Origin of the sequence: Ideonella azotifigens (assembly GCF_006519715.1) — a bacterium.
In the GTDB taxonomy this organism is placed as follows: domain Bacteria; phylum Pseudomonadota; class Gammaproteobacteria; order Burkholderiales; family Burkholderiaceae_C; genus Ideonella; species Ideonella azotifigens.
In genome coordinates this window covers 1-14,093 of sequence record NZ_VIDT01000073.1, presented here as the reverse complement: position 1 = coordinate 14,093, position 14,093 = coordinate 1, and the positions used below count along the sequence as shown (strand labels likewise).

The window sequence follows — 14,093 nt, the reverse complement described above, 5'->3', positions numbered from 1 at the left end:
TGGCCTTGCTGCTGGCGGCCAATGCCGCGCTGTACGCCGGCCTGGCATTGGTGCTGCCGGTCGCCAGCGCGGTGCTGCTGGGCGCAATGCTGGCCGCGCTGTTGGTCGGCCAGAACTACCTGGGCGAATGGCGCAACCGCCGCTCGCTGCTGCAGCTGTTCGACCAATACCTGCCGCCCGAACGCGCCCGCGCGCTGGCGCAGGAACTCGCCCGCGACCCGGCGCAGCAGCAAACACTGCAAGCCGAGAACCGAGAGCTGACGCTGCTGTTCTGCGACCTGCAAGGTTTCACCGCGCTGTCTGAACAACTGCCGCCGCTGGCCTTGCGCGACCTGCTGAACCACTACTTCTCCACCGTGACCCAGGTCGTGCATGCGCACGGCGGCACGCTGGACAAGTTCATTGGCGACGCGGTGATGGCCTTCTGGGGCGCGCCACAAGCCCAGCCCGACCATGCGCAACGCGCCGTGGCTGCGGCCTGGGACCTGCGCCAGGCCGCGGAACCGCTGAACCAGCGGCTGCGCGACCAAGGTTTGCCTGCCATCCGCTTTGGCATCGGCCTGGCCAGCGGCGTGGTCTGCGTGGGCGACCTGGGCTCGGCGCTGCGGCGCAGCTACACGGCAGTCGGCGACGCCGTGAACCTCGCCGCCCGCCTCGAAGCGCTGACGCGTGAACTCGGCGCACCGCTGCTGGTCGCAAGCAGCACACAAGCCGCTTGCGGCCCCGCACCCGCCGGCGCGGCGTGGCTTGAGGTCGATCAAACCCAAGTCCGGGGCCGCCAGCAAAGCGTGACGGTTTTCACGCTCGCTGGCACCGCCAGTCCGCCCACACCCGCGCAGGCGCTTCAACTGCAAACTTGGGCGCTTGCGCAAGCCGCCGTCCGCACCCACCATGCTGCCCAAGCTCTGGCCCTGCTGGCCGACCTCACTGCCTTGCGCGCCGCTGACATTCCCACCCCCCTGGCTTCCCCCGCCCCCACGGCGCTGAACACCGTGCTGGCCGCGCTCTGCGCGTCGCTCGAAACCCGGCTTCGCGCCAACGTGGACGAGCCGCCGGCGTCCGCATCGGCGACATGAGCGCCCCCGCACGGTCGCCCGCAGGCGGCGCTCAGTCCCTCCCAGCGGAGGCTGCAACAGCCCACGTTCGCGTCCTCGGTTGCTCCGGCTCCATCGCCCAGGGCTGCCGCACCACCGCCTTCCTGCTAGACGACGACGTGTTGATCGACGCCGGCACCGGCGTTGGTGACCTGACGCTGGACGAACTCACCCGCATCGACCACATCCTGCTCAGCCACTCGCACCTGGACCATGTGCTAGGCGTGCCGCTGCTGGCCGACACCGTGATGCGCCGCCGCGCCGGCCGCCCACCCATCCAACTGCACGCGTTGCCGGAAACCCTGGCCGTGCTGCGCCAGCACGTCTTCAACAACCTGCTCTGGCCGGACTTCACCCGCCTGCCCAGCGCCGAAAGCCCGGTGCTGGCGCTGCAGCCGTTGCAGGTCGGCCAGGTCCTGACGCTGGGCGCCAAGGCCCGCCAGATCGAAGTGCTACCGGCCCGCCACAGCGTGCCCGCGGTCGGCTACGCCGTTTCCACCCAACCCGGCGGCCCGCTGTGGGTCTACACCGGCGACACCGGTCCGAACCCGCCGCTGTGGGAAACCCTGCGCGGCAGACCGATGAGCCATCTGGTGATCGAGATCGCCTTCCCGGAACGCGACCGCGCCATCGCCGCCGACGCGCTGCACCACTGCCCGTCCACGCTGGCCGCCGAACTGCAACACGTCCCGGCCGGCCTGCAGGTCATGCTTACCCACATCAAGCCCGGCGAAACCCAAGCCGTGCTGGCCGACCTCGCCGCCCGACTGCCCAGCATGTGCCTGCAGACCCTTCAGGCCGGCCAGGTCATTGCGCTGGCCTGACACGACCAGGCACGGCAGCCTGACACTTTTGGTCACCCACACCCGCCGCGAAAGCGGAACCAATACCGGCAGGTGACCCGAATCGTCAGAAAAGCAGGCTGAAAACCGGCCAAACAAGCTGGCACGCCGCTCGCATAAGACTGAGTGCAAAACACCTCCGGCACCTTCCCGCCGGTCACATCCGTCAGTCAGTTTCCAGACCTCTCAGGAGTCAACCCATGAAGCGCGTTCAACAAGGTTTTACCCTCATCGAATTGATGATCGTCGTGGCGATCATCGGCATCCTGGCCGCCGTTGCGCTGCCGGCTTATCAGGACTACATCACCAAGGGCAAGTGGGGTTCCAATCTGTCTGACTTGGAAGGCCTCAAAACCGCGATCAAGACCTGCCTGAATGACAACGCAGGTGACGGCCAGTCCTGCGACGATGAGACGAAGCTCGGGAACTTTGGCTTCGCTGGCTCGGAACTGCCCACTCCGAAGTACGGCGACAAAGTCGTGCTGGTCGGCACCGCAAGCAGCGGCACGACCCCGGGCAAGGTGAACATCGCCTTTAACGGCAAGGCTGAAGTGGGGGGCCTGAAATACAACGCGGATTGCGCGATCGATACAGGCGGCAACATCACCTGCCTCAAGACGGCAACTGACACGATCACGGACAAATACATCCGCGGCTCGGGCCGCTGATATAGCGCGGCTTTAACGGAGATGCGCTGAAGGTTTCAGGCTTCTCCCCGCTACCGCCCCAGCGTTTGCGCGCTGGGGCGGTTTTGTTTCAGGCGACGGTTTTCTGCTGCATTGGGGTCGGCATCGCCCGCTCAATCAGCCTAAGCCGCAGCCCACCTGGGAAGATACCATTGAGCGTCGAATCGCGTGCCCCTGTCGAAGGCTTGATCCTGACCTTGGTGCTGGCAGCGCCCATCTTGGTCGCGTTCAACGCGCCACCTGCCACCACGCTGGTGAATCAGTTGCTGGCCGCTGCGGGATGGGGGACCGTCTGCATGCTCAAGGGCGCCGCACCGATGCAAACCCTGCGCGCGCGCCCTGCCACGGTCTTGCTGATCGCGCTGGCGGGGCTGTGTGCGGCGGTGGTTTGGTCGTGGCATCAAAGCTTGCCATTCGGACTGGCGGTGCAGGCACTGGGCAGCCTGCTCATGGCCGCGGGCTTGGTCGCATTGGCGTCTCAGCCTGGGGCGGCGGCTGCGCCACGCGTGCAAAGTGATGGGCACACGTTTGCGGGCGCCATGCTGGTGGTGGCCAGCCTGAGTGCCGTGTTGGCCTGCGTGCAGGTCTTCGCGCCCGAATGGGTCGATGGCACTTTCATTGCCGCCCTGAATCCAGATTACGCGGGGCGTGCTGTCGGCAATTTGCGTCAGCCCAACCACCTGTCCAGCGTGTTGCTGTGGGGCCTGGTTGCTTGGGTGCCCATGGCCCACACGAAGCGCTGGTTTGGACGCCGGGTGTCGTGGCTTGCAGCAGCACCCATTGGCGCGCTTCTGATCTTGGCGCTGGTACTCACCGCCTCAAGGACCGGCGCACTGGGCCTCTTTGTCTTGGCCATTTGGGGGGCTGCCGATAGGCGCCTGGATGGCAAAGTCCGAATCGGCTTGTTGGCCTCGCCCTTGATGTATTTGGCTTGCTGGTGCCTTGTTGCCTGGTGGGCGCGTTGGACAGGCTACTTTTTCTGGGGCGAAGTGCGCATGGGTGAGGGCGGCGCACAAGCGTTGGCCACCAGCCGCTACGAGCTCTGGCATAACGCGCTGACGCTGATCCAGTCGCACCCTTGGCGAGGGACAGGGTTTGGCGAGTTCGGCATGGCGTGGATGCTCACACCGTTTTCCGATCGTTCGGGTGAGCTTTTTGATCACGCCCATAACCTGCCCCTGCACTTGGCTGTTGAGTTGGGTTTGCCGGGGGCATTGTTGCTGATGAGCTTATTGGGTTGGGCAATTTGGCAGGCAGCAAAACGCACTTGGCGGACGGCTGGCGACGAAGGGGTGGCGGCCCGCGCGGTGTTCATGATGTTGCTGGTGATTGGGTTGCACAGCCTGCTGGAATACCCGCTTTGGTACAACTACTTTCTATTTCCAACGGCCTGGGCTTGGGGGCTTTGCCTGCGCCAACCAATCAACACAGCCGTATCACCAACAGAGCAGGCACACCCCAAAGTCGGTGTTGTTGCGTCGGGCCTGGTCATGGTGGCTGGGTCACTGTGGCTGCAATGGGACTACCGAAGTGTCGCGGCCATTTACCAACCCAGCGACAGCACCTTGACGCAAGCACAGCGAATTTCCCGTGGCCAATCCAGTGTGGTCTTCAGCTACTTTGCCGACTATGCAGCAGCCCTCAAAGCCGAGCCGCCCGCGCCTGCCATGGCGCTGTTCAGCAACGCTGCACCAGTCATGTTGGACCCTCCTTTGATGAAGGCTTGGGCCAATGCATTGGATGCTGCGGGACAAACTGACAAGGCGCACTATCTGGCAGAACGACTGCGAGAGTTTCCCGACTCAGAGTCGCAGGCGTTCTTCTCTCAATGCAGCAACTCGGCAGTGGCGACCAAGCCCTTTCAATGTGAACCGTCGAGCCAACCACACACTTGGAAAGAGTTCTTGCGGTGAGGTAGAAGTTTGCGACGACAGCGGACCCGAGCCATATCTTGAAGTCCAAGGCCGCGCGGCCAGTGACAATGCGCCGTACTTGCTTTTCAGCGCACCCATGAATCGCCCGCTCGCGTCACTGCCGCTGCATCTGGCAGCTGTTTTCGCCCTCACCGCCCCCTCCCTCCTCTCCTACTCCCTCAGCCCCTCCTCCACGCTGCTGAACCAGTTGCTGGCCGTTTTCGGTTGGGGCGCGGTGTTGTGGCTGCTGGACAGTGGGCCACGGCGCAGCAGCCTGGGTGCGTTGGCCTTGCCGTTGGGGATGCTGGCCATCCTGGCGGCCGGGGTCGCGGTTTCCTGGTTCGGCATGCTGCCGGACTCGATGGCGCTGTCCGCAACGCTGTTGCTCGCCTGCGCTGCGACGGTCATGCTCGCGGCGCAGGCGGACGACGGCACGGTGGACGGGCCTTTGCTGTGGCCAGTGCTGGCGGGCGTGCTGCTGGCAGGCGTGCTGAGCGGCTTGATCGCGCTGATCCAGGTGTTCCTGCCGAGCTGGACCGAGGGCTCGGGCTGGATCGCCAAATCCGGGCTGGTGGGGCGGGCGGTAGGCAATCTGCGGCAGCCGAATCACCTGAGCACCTTGCTGCTCTGGGGCTTGATTGCGCTGGTGCCGCAGGCTGATGCCGGGCGGGTGCTAGGGTGGCGGCTGCCGGGAGCGGCGGCGGCAGCGCTTGGCAACCTGATGGTGCTGGCCGTGGTGCTGACGGCTTCGCGCACTGGGCTGGTGGGTGTGGTGCTGCTGGCTTTGTGGGGCTTGCTGGACCGGCGGCTGCGCAAACCGGTGCGCTGGGCCCTGGTGGCGGCACCGGTGGCCTATTTCCTCTGGTGGTTGTTCATGGCCGGCTGGGCACACGAAACGGCCCACACCTTCGGCGGCGAGGCGAGGCTGGGCGAAAGCGACCTGTCGGCCTCGCGCTTTGGCATCTGGGGCAACACGCTGAAGCTGATCGCGGCGAACCCGTGGACCGGCGTGGGTTTTGGCCAGTTTAATTTCGCGTGGACGCTGACGCCGTTTCCCGGCCGGCCGGTGGCCTTCTTCGACCACACGCACAACCTGCTGCTGCAGTTCGCGGTGGAGCTGGGCATTCCGGCGGCGCTGCTGCTGACCGGCTTGCTGGTCTGGACGCTGGTGCAGTGCTTCCAGCGCTGCTGGTCCGCGCCTGGCGCCGCGGGCACAGGCGCGCGCGCAGCACTGGTGATGGTGCTGCTGGCGGGGCTGCACAGCATGCTGGAGTACCCGCTCTGGTACGCCTACTTCCTGCTGCCCACGGCCTGGGCGCTGGGCCATGCGCTGCGCCAGCCAACGGTGCCGCTGCCAGCGGCAGGCGACAGCGAATACTTCGCATCGCCGCCTGCCACCACGCCAGACAGCGTGCAGGCCTCGACCCATGCACCTTCGTCACTGTGGGCCGAATCACGGGCCTTTGCTGCGCCTGCTGCACCGCTGTCCTTCGCCCGGCGCTGGCTGCTGCCGATGATGGGCGCCCTGATGCTGGCGGGCGCGCTGTTCGGGTACTGGGACTATCGCCGCGTCTCGGCGATCTACGCGCCGGGCAGCAGCACGCTGTCGCTGCCGGAGCGCATCTCGATTGGCCAGTCGTCCTGGCTGTTCTCGCACCATGCGGACTACGCGGCCGCGACCACCGCCGAGCCGCCGTCGTCAGCGATGGGCGCATTTGCCGCGACCACCCATTCGCTGCTGGACACGCGCCTGATGCTGGCCTGGGCCAAGGCGCTGAACGAGTCCGGCCATGTGGACAAGGCGCGTTACCTGGCCGAACGGCTGCGCGAGTTCCACAATCCGGCATCGGACGACTTCTTCGCCGTGTGCAATGCGCCGCCAGCGGAAGGCGCGGCACTGCCGTTCCAGTGCACCGCGCCCGGCAAGGCCTTGACCTGGCGCGACTTCAAGCCTTGAGCGAGGCAGCCGGGTCGGCTGTCCAGTGGCCGCTCTTGCCACCCTGCTTTTCCAGCAGCTGGATGCCTTCCATGACCATGCCACGGTCGGCTGCCTTGCACATGTCGTAGATCGTCAGCAGGCCGACCTGCACGGCGGTCAGCGCTTCCATCTCGACCCCGGTGCGGCCGACGGTTTCGGCCACCACGGTGCAATGCACGGCGCTGCCTGGATCGTCCAGCTCGAAGCTGACGGCCACGCGGGTCAGCGGCAGCGGGTGGCACAAAGGCACCAGCTCGGACGTGCGCTTGGCGCCCTGGATCGCCGCGATGCGGGCGATGCCCAGCACGTCACCCTTCTTGGCCTGGCCGCTGGCGATCAGCGCCAGCGTGGCTGGCAGCATGCGGATGCGGCCGGTGGCGCGGGCCACGCGGTGGGTTTCGGGCTTGGCGGCCACGTCGACCATGTGGGCCTGGCCCTGGGCGTCGAAGTGCGTCAGCGGGGAGTCGGTGTCTGGCATCGGGGGCTTTGTGCGGCAATGCCTTGTCAGGCTCGGGGGCAGGCCGCAACAGGCGGGTGACAAGTCGGTGCGATGATAGCGGGCGAACTTTTTCAGGGCGGCGCAGGTCTGCCTCAGACCCCGGCCCGCTGCGAAGGATGGTGTTGTTGCCTTTCCGTCAGATCTCCCGCGTGACTTCCCGTGAGCCCACGCCCGCGCTTGCGCACTCCCTGCGCCAGCCTTCGCTGTCCCCGGCATTCCGGCTGCGCCCGCTGGCCCGAACGCTGGCTCTGGCTGCGCTGTGCTCGCTGCTGTGGACCAGCGGCGGCCCGCAAGGCCAGCCTTTGCAGGCGATGGCGCAGGTCAACCTGCCGGCGCTCGGCGATTCCGTCTCCAGCGACTTCGACATCATGGACGAGCGCCGGCTGGGCGAGCGCATCATGCGCGAGATCCGCCACGACCCGGAGTACCTGGACGACCCGCTGCTCAGCGACTATCTGAACTCGATCTGGCAGCCACTGCTGAACGCCGCCCGCAACCGCGGCAACATCAGCGCCGAGCAGGACACTAACTTCCCGTTCGAGACCTTCCAGGTGCTGGACCGCTCGATCAACGCCTTTGCACTGCCCGGCGGCTATGTCGGCGTGCACCTGGGCCTGATCGCGATGACCGCCAACAGCGACGAGCTCGCCTCGGTGCTGGGCCATGAACTGACGCACATCACGCAGCGCCACATCGGCCGCAGCATGGTCAACGCACAGCACCAGAGCATCGCGACCGTTGCCGGCCTGGTGCTGGGCATGATTGCCGCCACACGGGCGCGCAGCGTGGACGCAGCGAACGCCGTGATCATCGGCAGCCAGGCGGCCGCGGCGCAGGGCCAGCTGAACTTCTCGCGCGAGATGGAGCGCGAGGCCGACCGCATCGGCCTGCAACTGATGAGCTCTGCCGGCTTCGCGTCCGCCGGCATGGCCGGCATGTTCGAGAAGCTGGAGTCCAGCTCACGGCTGAATGACAGCAACCAGTACCCCTACCTGCGCAGCCACCCGCTGACCATCGAGCGCATCAGCGAAGCCCGCCTGCGCATGAACAGCAACCCGTCCACCCGCCCGCCCAGCCTGGCCGTGCACGCGCTGATGCAGGCGCGCGCACGGGTGCTGATGGACGGCGCAGAGCCCGCGCTTCGCAAGCTGCAGACCGTTGCCAGCCCCGGCTCACCCGCAGTCGACGAAGCCAGGCTGGGTGCGATCTACGCCGGCGCGATGGCCTCGATGCGGCTGCGCGACTTCCCGCAGGCGCTGCGCCTGGCGGACAGCGGACTGGAACTGGCCAAGCGGCAATACGCACGTGAACCGGTTGCCGCGCGTGACTTCGCGTTGCTGCGCCTGGAGATCGAGGGCAATTCGGGCAAGCCGGCCGAATCGCTGACCGCCGCGCTGGACAGCCTGGGCAACGACAACTCCCGGCCCAACCTGCTGGCACGCGCCCAGGCTGCACAAGCCTGGCAACGCGCAGGCGACGCGGCAGCGCCTGCAGCCCTGCGCAACAGCATGGAGGCGCTGCAGACCTGGGTCACCGAGCACAAGCAGGACGCACTGGCTTGGCTGGCGCTGTCGCAATGTGCCAATGCCCAGGGACAGCGCCTGCGTGCGCTGCGCGCGGACGCGGAAGCCGCCGCGGCGGTAGGCGACGTGCTGGGCGCCGTGGACCGCTTCCGCGTGGCCCAGCGCATCGCCAAGGAAGACCCGGGCTCCGATTACGTCGAGAGTTCCATCATCCAGTCGCGTCTGCGGGACCTGGAGGCCGAGCGAAGAAGGATGCTCCTGGAACGGGACTAGATGGAGCACCCGTGGAATGGCGCACCCGGCCTCGCGGGTACACGAGACCACCCGCCAAGCGGGTTGGCCGGCCGCCTTGGGAGCGGCCCGGCGGCGACCGGCTGAAGGCCCGCGAAGCGACCCGCCCCCCTTCAATCGCGGTTGAAGAGCGCCTCGATCGCGACGTCGATCACCATGCCGCACAGGCTGTAGAGCAGAGAGCCGATCAGCGCGGCGCTGAAGCCGGCGACGTTGAAGCCCTGCAGCAGCGACGCGGCCCAATAGAACATCAGCGCGTTGATGACGAACAGGAACAGGCCCAGCGTCAACAGCGTGACCGGCAGGGTCAGCAGCACCAGCAGCGGCCGCACCAGCGTGTTGAACAGGCCCAGCACCAGCGCGGCGACCATTGCGCTGCCAAAACTCGCCACGCTGACGCCGCCGTAGAGATTGGCAACCAGCAGCAAGGCGGCGGCCAACAGCAGCCAGCGAACCAAGAGCTTCATGACATGTGCCTCAAGTGCTGTCGAGAGGTGGCCATTGTGCGGTCAAGCCGCAGCCGACCGACTTGTCTAGACAGGGTCAAACGCCGCCGAATGGCGTCCCGAGCAGCGAAAACCGTGTTTCCCCCGAGAAAATACCCATGACCGTATGTGTTTTGCGGGGCAAATGCCGCTCAGGCGTTGCAGGGCGGCAAAAAAGGCGATTTACCTGGGGAGAAAGCTGGGTTTACGAGGGAAAACGGCTTCTCAGCCCCCCGTGCAGGCATTACCATTCCAGCCGCTGTGGCACTGCAGAGGATCGAAAGCTCATGCGGCTTTCGCCCAGGCCCGGCACATCAACTTTTTTTTGATGGAGAGAATCCAAATGGCAACTGCGAAGAAGGCCGCTCCGGCCACCAAGGCCGCCCCGGCAAAGAAGGCCGCCGCTCCCGCGAAGGCTGCCCCTGCGAAGAAGGCAGCGCCCGTCAAGGCCGCCGCTCCGGCAAAGGCAGCACCGGCCAAGAAGGCCGCTGCTGCTCCTGCCAAGAAGCGCACCCCGAATGCAGCCTTCATGAAGGCCATGACGCCCAGCGCTACGCTGGCCGCCGTGATCGGCGACAAGCCGATGCCGCGCACCGAGGTGACCAAGAAGGTCTGGGAGTACATCAAGAAGAATGGCCTGCAAGACCCGGCGGCAAAGACGATGATCAATGCCGATGCCAAGCTGAAGGAGATCTTCAAGAAGCCGCAGGTCTCGATGTTCGAGATGACCAAGCTGATCAACGGTCACCTGAGCTGAAGCTGGCCCGGGCCTCACGGCCTGACGCCATCTGAAAGCCGGCCTCGTGCCGGCTTTTTCGTTTCCGAAACCTGTCTTGGTCGGTGAACAGCAGCGACATGGCCATGGTCTGGGCATGGGCCACGGCGGGGCCGCCCAGCGAACGCGCGGCGCTGCCGTTGCAGGCATCGTCACCTGCCGTGAAGAATCTCAGGCGGCTTCTGCCAGCAGTGGCTTCAGGAAGCGGCCGGTGTGGCTGCCAACGCAGGCCGCAATGGTTTCCGGCGGGCCTTCGGACAGCACCTGCCCACCGCCCGAGCCGCCTTCGGGCCCCATGTCGATCAACCAGTCCGCCGTCTTGATGACGTCCAGGTTGTGCTCGATCACGACGATGGTGTTGCCGGCATCGCGCAGCTGGTGCAGCACCTTGAGCAGCAGCTGGATGTCGTGGAAGTGCAGGCCGGTGGTCGGCTCATCCAGGATGTAGAGCGTGCGGCCGGTGTCGCGCTTGCTCAGCTCCAGCGCCAGCTTCACGCGCTGCGCCTCGCCGCCGGACAGCGTGGTCGCGCTCTGGCCCAGCGTGATGTAGCCCAGGCCCACGTCCAGCAAGGTCTGCAGCTTGCGCGCCAGCGTGGGCACGGCGCTGAAGAAGGCGTGCGCGTCTTCCACCGTCATGTCCAGCACCGCGGCGATGTTCTTGCCCTTGTAGAGCACTTCCAGCGTCTCGCGGTTGTAGCGCCGGCCGTGGCAGACGTCGCAAGGCACGTACACGTCCGGCAGGAAGTGCATCTCGACCTTGATCACGCCGTCGCCCTGGCAGGCCTCGCAGCGTCCACCGGACACGTTGAAGCTGAAGCGCCCCGCGCCGTAGCCGCGTTCGCGCGCAGCCGGCACTTCGGCGAACAGCTCGCGGATGGCGGTGAACAGCCCCGTGTAGGTGGCGGGGTTCGAGCGCGGCGTGCGGCCGATGGGGCTCTGGTCGACATTGATGACCTTGTCGAGGGCCTCCAGGCCTTCGATCGCGTCGTGTGCCTCCGGCTCGGCGTGGCTGTTGTAGAGCTTGCGGGCGACGGCGGTGTAGAGCGTGTCGTTGACCAGCGTGCTCTTGCCCGAACCCGAGACGCCGGTGACGCAGGTGAACAGGCCCACCGGCAGCTCGACCGTGACGCCCTTGAGGTTGTTGCCACGCGCATTGACGATGCGCAGCACCTGCGCCGGATCGGGCTCGCGGCGCTGCTTGGGCACCGCGATGCGCAGCACCCGGCCCAGGTACTGGCCGGTCAATGAATCCGGGTGCGCCGCGACCTCGGCCGGCGTACCGGCAGCAATCACATGGCCGCCGTGCTTGCCGGCGCCCGGGCCCATGTCCACGCAGTAGTCGGCCGCGCGGATCATGTCCTCGTCATGCTCGACGACCAGCACGCTGTTGCCCAGGTCGCGCAAATGCTGCAGCGTGCCGATCAGGCGTTCGTTGTCGCGCTGGTGCAGGCCGATGCTGGGCTCGTCCAGCACGTACATCACGCCGGTGAGACCGGAGCCGATCTGGCTGGCCAGGCGGATGCGCTGCGACTCGCCGCCGGACAGCGTGTCGGCGCTGCGGTCCAGGCTGAGGTAGTTCAGGCCCACGTCATTGAGGAACTTCAGCCGCGAGCGGATCTCGCGCACCACCTTGTCGGCGATCTCGCCCTTGGCACCCGTGAGCGACAGGCCGCTGAACCAGGCCAGCGCCTCGGCCAGCGTCAGGTGCTCGGCCTGGTAGATGGGCAGGCCCTTGTTGCCGGGCTGGCCAGGAATGAAGACGTTGCGGGCCTCGCGCCGCAGACGGGCACCGCCGCAATGCGCGCACGGCTTGGCGCTCTGGTAGCGCGCCAGGTCCTCGCGCACCGCGACCGAATCGGTCTCCTGGTAGCGCCGCTCGAAGTTCGGGATCACGCCCTCGAACGGGTGCGAGCGCTTGACGCTGCGCATCTTGCCGCCCTTGCCTTCGGCCTCGTAGATGAACTCGATCTCGTCTTCGCCAGAGCCGTACAGCACCGTCTTGCGGAAGCCCTCGGGCAGCGACTCGAAGGGTTCGTCCAACTCCACCTTGTAGTGCTTGGCCAGGCTTTCCAGCATCGAGAAGGTGTAGGCATTGCGCCGGTCCCAGCCCTTGATCGCGCCGGAGCCCAGCGACAGCGACGGGAAGGCGACCACGCGCTCCGGGTCGAACACCGTCTGCACGCCCAGGCCGTCGCAATGCGGGCAGGCGCCCATCGGCGCGTTGAACGAGAACAGGCGCGGCTCCAGCTCCGGCAGCGAGTAGCTGCAGATCGGGCAGGCGAACTTGGCCGAGAAGAGGTGCTCTTTGGCCGTGTCCATTTCAAAGGCAATCGCACGGCCTTCGGCGCTGCGCAGCGCCGCCTCGAAGCTCTCGGCCAGGCGCTGCTTCATGCCGTCCTGCGTCTTGAGCCGGTCGATCACGACGTCGATGTCGTGCTTCTCGGCCTTCTTCAGCGCCGGCAGGTCGCTGGCTTCGACGATCTGCCCGTCCACCCGGAAGCGCACATAGCCCTGCGCCTGCATGTCGGCAAACAGCTCGACGAACTCGCCCTTGCGGTCGCGCACCACCGGCGCGAGGATCATCAGCTTGGTGCCTTCGGGCAGCGCCAGCACGGCGTCCACCATCTGGCCCACGCTTTGCGCCTGCAGCGGCAGGTCATGGTCCGGGCAATACGGCGTACCGGCGCGGGCGTAGAGCAGGCGCAGGTAGTCGTGGATCTCGGTCACCGTGCCGACGGTGGAGCGTGGGTTGTGGCTGGTGGCCTTCTGCTCGATCGAGATGGCCGGTGACAGGCCCTCGATCACGTCCACGTCCGGCTTGTCCATCAACTGCAGGAACTGCCGCGCGTAGGCGCTCAGGCTTTCGACATAGCGGCGCTGGCCTTCGGCATACAGCGTATCGAAGGCCAGGCTGGACTTGCCGGAGCCCGACAGGCCGGTGATGACCACCAGCGCGTGCTTGGGCAGGTCCAGGTCGATGTTCTTCAGGTTGTGCGTGCGCGCGCCACGCACCGAAATCTTGGTGGCAAAGGCCACGGCAGGATTGACCGGCTTGGCGGGCGGAAATGGCGGAACGGACGGGGACGAATCGGGAGTCGACAAGGGCATGCGCAGCAACTGGCGCCCGGCGGAAATCGCAAGGCAACCGGGCATGATACAGAGCGCGTGCGACGCGTGCAGCCCTGCGCCGCCCGCGGGGCTTTCAGGCGTGCAGCGGACACGGGTCGAAATGCCGCGCGTCCATCAGCCGCAATTCACCAGGCACGGCCTCCGGCGCGCCGCGCACGGCCGGCACCTCGCGCTGCATGGCCATGCCGGGCGCGATCTCGGTCAGCGTGCCCATGAAGACCAGGTGCTTGGCGCCCTGCGGCAGGATTCGGGACCGCGGGCGTTGCGCCGATGAAAACTCCGGGTTTGCGCCAATGACCTGGTACTTGTTTGTCGCAAGATACCGTTTCGTGAAAAAAGTTGCAGGGGAGTACGCCTTGGCTGTCATCCAGCTGTCGGCGGCTCACGTTGAGCCAGCCAGACAGCGAGGGCCGCAGAGCCCACCAGAAGCTGTGCCCGAGGACCACCACATCATGCAAAAGTCAGCTCAACCCCAAAAAACGTCCAACCGCAGCGACCGCCAACGCATGGAGCCGCTGCAGGAAGACAAAGGCCAGAAGTTCGAACCCTTCTGGTCCGCCGCCTTTGGCAGCGACCGCCGCAGCCAGGCCCGGATGCTGAAATTCGACCAGAAGCGTTGATCGCGACCGACTCGGCCCAGCGCTGAGCTTCTTCCCCTCGCGGGCCGCCTTGTGCGGCCCGTTTGCACTTCTGGCGCCGGTGCATGCCCCTTCACGGCGCCCGTCACGCATGTGACGTAAGGTGCACCCATGCAGATCGCCAAACCGTTGCCGATCAACCTGGCCCTGCAGGGCGGCGGCGCCCATGGCGCGCTGAGCTGGGGCGTGCTGGACAGGCTGCTGGAAGATGGCCGCGTGGCACCGGCCGCGCTCAGCGGC

General features: G+C 66.5%; 12 protein-coding genes and 1 pseudogene. 9 read left to right on the top strand and 4 right to left on the bottom strand.

The features are described from left to right. The 5 genes from FKP22_RS07345 to FKP22_RS07325 form a co-directional block, all read left to right on the top strand. Nucleotides 1–1,076, top strand: a 1,076-nt coding sequence (locus tag FKP22_RS07345; RefSeq protein WP_141286631.1) for an adenylate/guanylate cyclase domain-containing protein, incomplete at its 5' end; no start/stop codon positions are given. Further along, on the top strand, nucleotides 1,073–1,918 hold the full coding sequence (locus tag FKP22_RS07340; RefSeq protein ID WP_141286629.1) for an MBL fold metallo-hydrolase: 846 nt from the start codon (nucleotides 1,073–1,075) through the stop codon (nucleotides 1,916–1,918). The genes FKP22_RS07345 and FKP22_RS07340, both read left to right, overlap by 4 nt. Before the next feature lie 218 nt (nucleotides 1,919–2,136). Next, the gene (locus FKP22_RS34355; protein ID WP_141286627.1) at nucleotides 2,137–2,604 is read left to right on the top strand and encodes a pilin; all 468 of its coding nucleotides are present in this window, start codon (nucleotides 2,137–2,139) and stop codon (nucleotides 2,602–2,604) included. A 170-nt stretch (nucleotides 2,605–2,774) separates the two neighbouring features. Then, complete coding sequence (locus FKP22_RS07330; RefSeq protein WP_141286625.1) at nucleotides 2,775–4,535, top strand: PglL family O-oligosaccharyltransferase; 1,761 nt, start codon at nucleotides 2,775–2,777, stop codon at nucleotides 4,533–4,535. Between the two features lie 97 nt (nucleotides 4,536–4,632). Beyond that, a complete protein-coding gene (locus FKP22_RS07325) occupies nucleotides 4,633–6,492 on the top strand; it encodes a PglL family O-oligosaccharyltransferase (protein ID WP_170200792.1) in 1,860 nt (619 codons plus the stop codon). On the opposite strand, the gene moaC is transcribed toward FKP22_RS07325, so the two are convergent. Beyond that, the gene (gene moaC, locus FKP22_RS07320; RefSeq protein ID WP_141286621.1) at nucleotides 6,482–6,991 is read right to left on the bottom strand and encodes a cyclic pyranopterin monophosphate synthase MoaC; all 510 of its coding nucleotides are present in this window, start codon (nucleotides 6,989–6,991) and stop codon (nucleotides 6,482–6,484) included. The two genes, FKP22_RS07325 and moaC, sit on opposite strands and share 11 nt — an antisense overlap. A 170-nt stretch (nucleotides 6,992–7,161) precedes the next feature. Here moaC and FKP22_RS07315 point away from each other — a divergent pair, with 170 nt between their 5' ends. Continuing rightward, entirely contained in the window at nucleotides 7,162–8,808 is a 1,647-nt protein-coding gene (locus FKP22_RS07315) for a M48 family metalloprotease (RefSeq protein WP_231010457.1), read from the top strand. A gap of 131 nt (nucleotides 8,809–8,939) precedes the next feature. Here the strand turns inward: FKP22_RS07315 and FKP22_RS07310 are convergent, their stop codons facing one another. Further along, nucleotides 8,940–9,293, bottom strand: a complete 354-nt coding sequence (locus FKP22_RS07310) for a phage holin family protein (RefSeq protein ID WP_141286619.1) — start codon at nucleotides 9,291–9,293, stop codon at nucleotides 8,940–8,942. 361 nt (nucleotides 9,294–9,654) lie between these two features. Here FKP22_RS07310 and FKP22_RS07305 point away from each other — a divergent pair, with 361 nt between their 5' ends. Then, the gene (locus FKP22_RS07305; protein ID WP_141286633.1) at nucleotides 9,655–10,068 is read left to right on the top strand and encodes an SWIB/MDM2 domain-containing protein; all 414 of its coding nucleotides are present in this window, start codon (nucleotides 9,655–9,657) and stop codon (nucleotides 10,066–10,068) included. 189 nt (nucleotides 10,069–10,257) lie between these two features. Here the strand turns inward: FKP22_RS07305 and uvrA are convergent, their stop codons facing one another. Continuing rightward, nucleotides 10,258–13,194, bottom strand: coding sequence for an excinuclease ABC subunit UvrA (gene uvrA / locus FKP22_RS07300; protein WP_141286617.1), 2,937 nt, complete (start codon nucleotides 13,192–13,194; stop codon nucleotides 10,258–10,260). 94 nt (nucleotides 13,195–13,288) lie between these two features. After that, complete coding sequence (locus tag FKP22_RS31855; protein ID WP_170200791.1) at nucleotides 13,289–13,429, bottom strand: hypothetical protein; 141 nt, start codon at nucleotides 13,427–13,429, stop codon at nucleotides 13,289–13,291. Nucleotides 13,430–13,508: 79 nt separating this feature from the next. On the opposite strand from FKP22_RS31855, the gene FKP22_RS07295 reads away from it, so the two are divergent. Further along, on the top strand, nucleotides 13,509–13,835 hold the full coding sequence (locus FKP22_RS07295; protein ID WP_141286615.1) for a hypothetical protein: 327 nt from the start codon (nucleotides 13,509–13,511) through the stop codon (nucleotides 13,833–13,835). Nucleotides 13,836–13,964: 129 nt separating this feature from the next. Then, nucleotides 13,965–14,093, top strand: a pseudogene (locus FKP22_RS33760) (patatin-like phospholipase family protein); the annotation flags it as partial.

Coding starts and splice junctions, on each gene's coding strand:
- FKP22_RS07340 (WP_141286629.1), top strand. CDS start 1,073: ATGAGCGCCCCCGCACGGTCGCCCGCAGGCGGCGCTCAGTCCCTCCCA.
- FKP22_RS34355 (WP_141286627.1), top strand. CDS start 2,137: ATGAAGCGCGTTCAACAAGGTTTTACCCTCATCGAATTGATGATCGTC.
- FKP22_RS07325 (WP_170200792.1), top strand. CDS start 4,633: ATGAATCGCCCGCTCGCGTCACTGCCGCTGCATCTGGCAGCTGTTTTC.
- moaC (WP_141286621.1), bottom strand. CDS start 6,991: ATGCCAGACACCGACTCCCCGCTGACGCACTTCGACGCCCAGGGCCAG.
- FKP22_RS07310 (WP_141286619.1), bottom strand. CDS start 9,293: ATGAAGCTCTTGGTTCGCTGGCTGCTGTTGGCCGCCGCCTTGCTGCTG.
- FKP22_RS07305 (WP_141286633.1), top strand. CDS start 9,655: ATGGCAACTGCGAAGAAGGCCGCTCCGGCCACCAAGGCCGCCCCGGCA.
- uvrA (WP_141286617.1), bottom strand. CDS start 13,194: ATGCCCTTGTCGACTCCCGATTCGTCCCCGTCCGTTCCGCCATTTCCG.
- FKP22_RS31855 (WP_170200791.1), bottom strand. CDS start 13,429: ATGGGCACGCTGACCGAGATCGCGCCCGGCATGGCCATGCAGCGCGAG.
- FKP22_RS07295 (WP_141286615.1), top strand. CDS start 13,509: ATGACCTGGTACTTGTTTGTCGCAAGATACCGTTTCGTGAAAAAAGTT.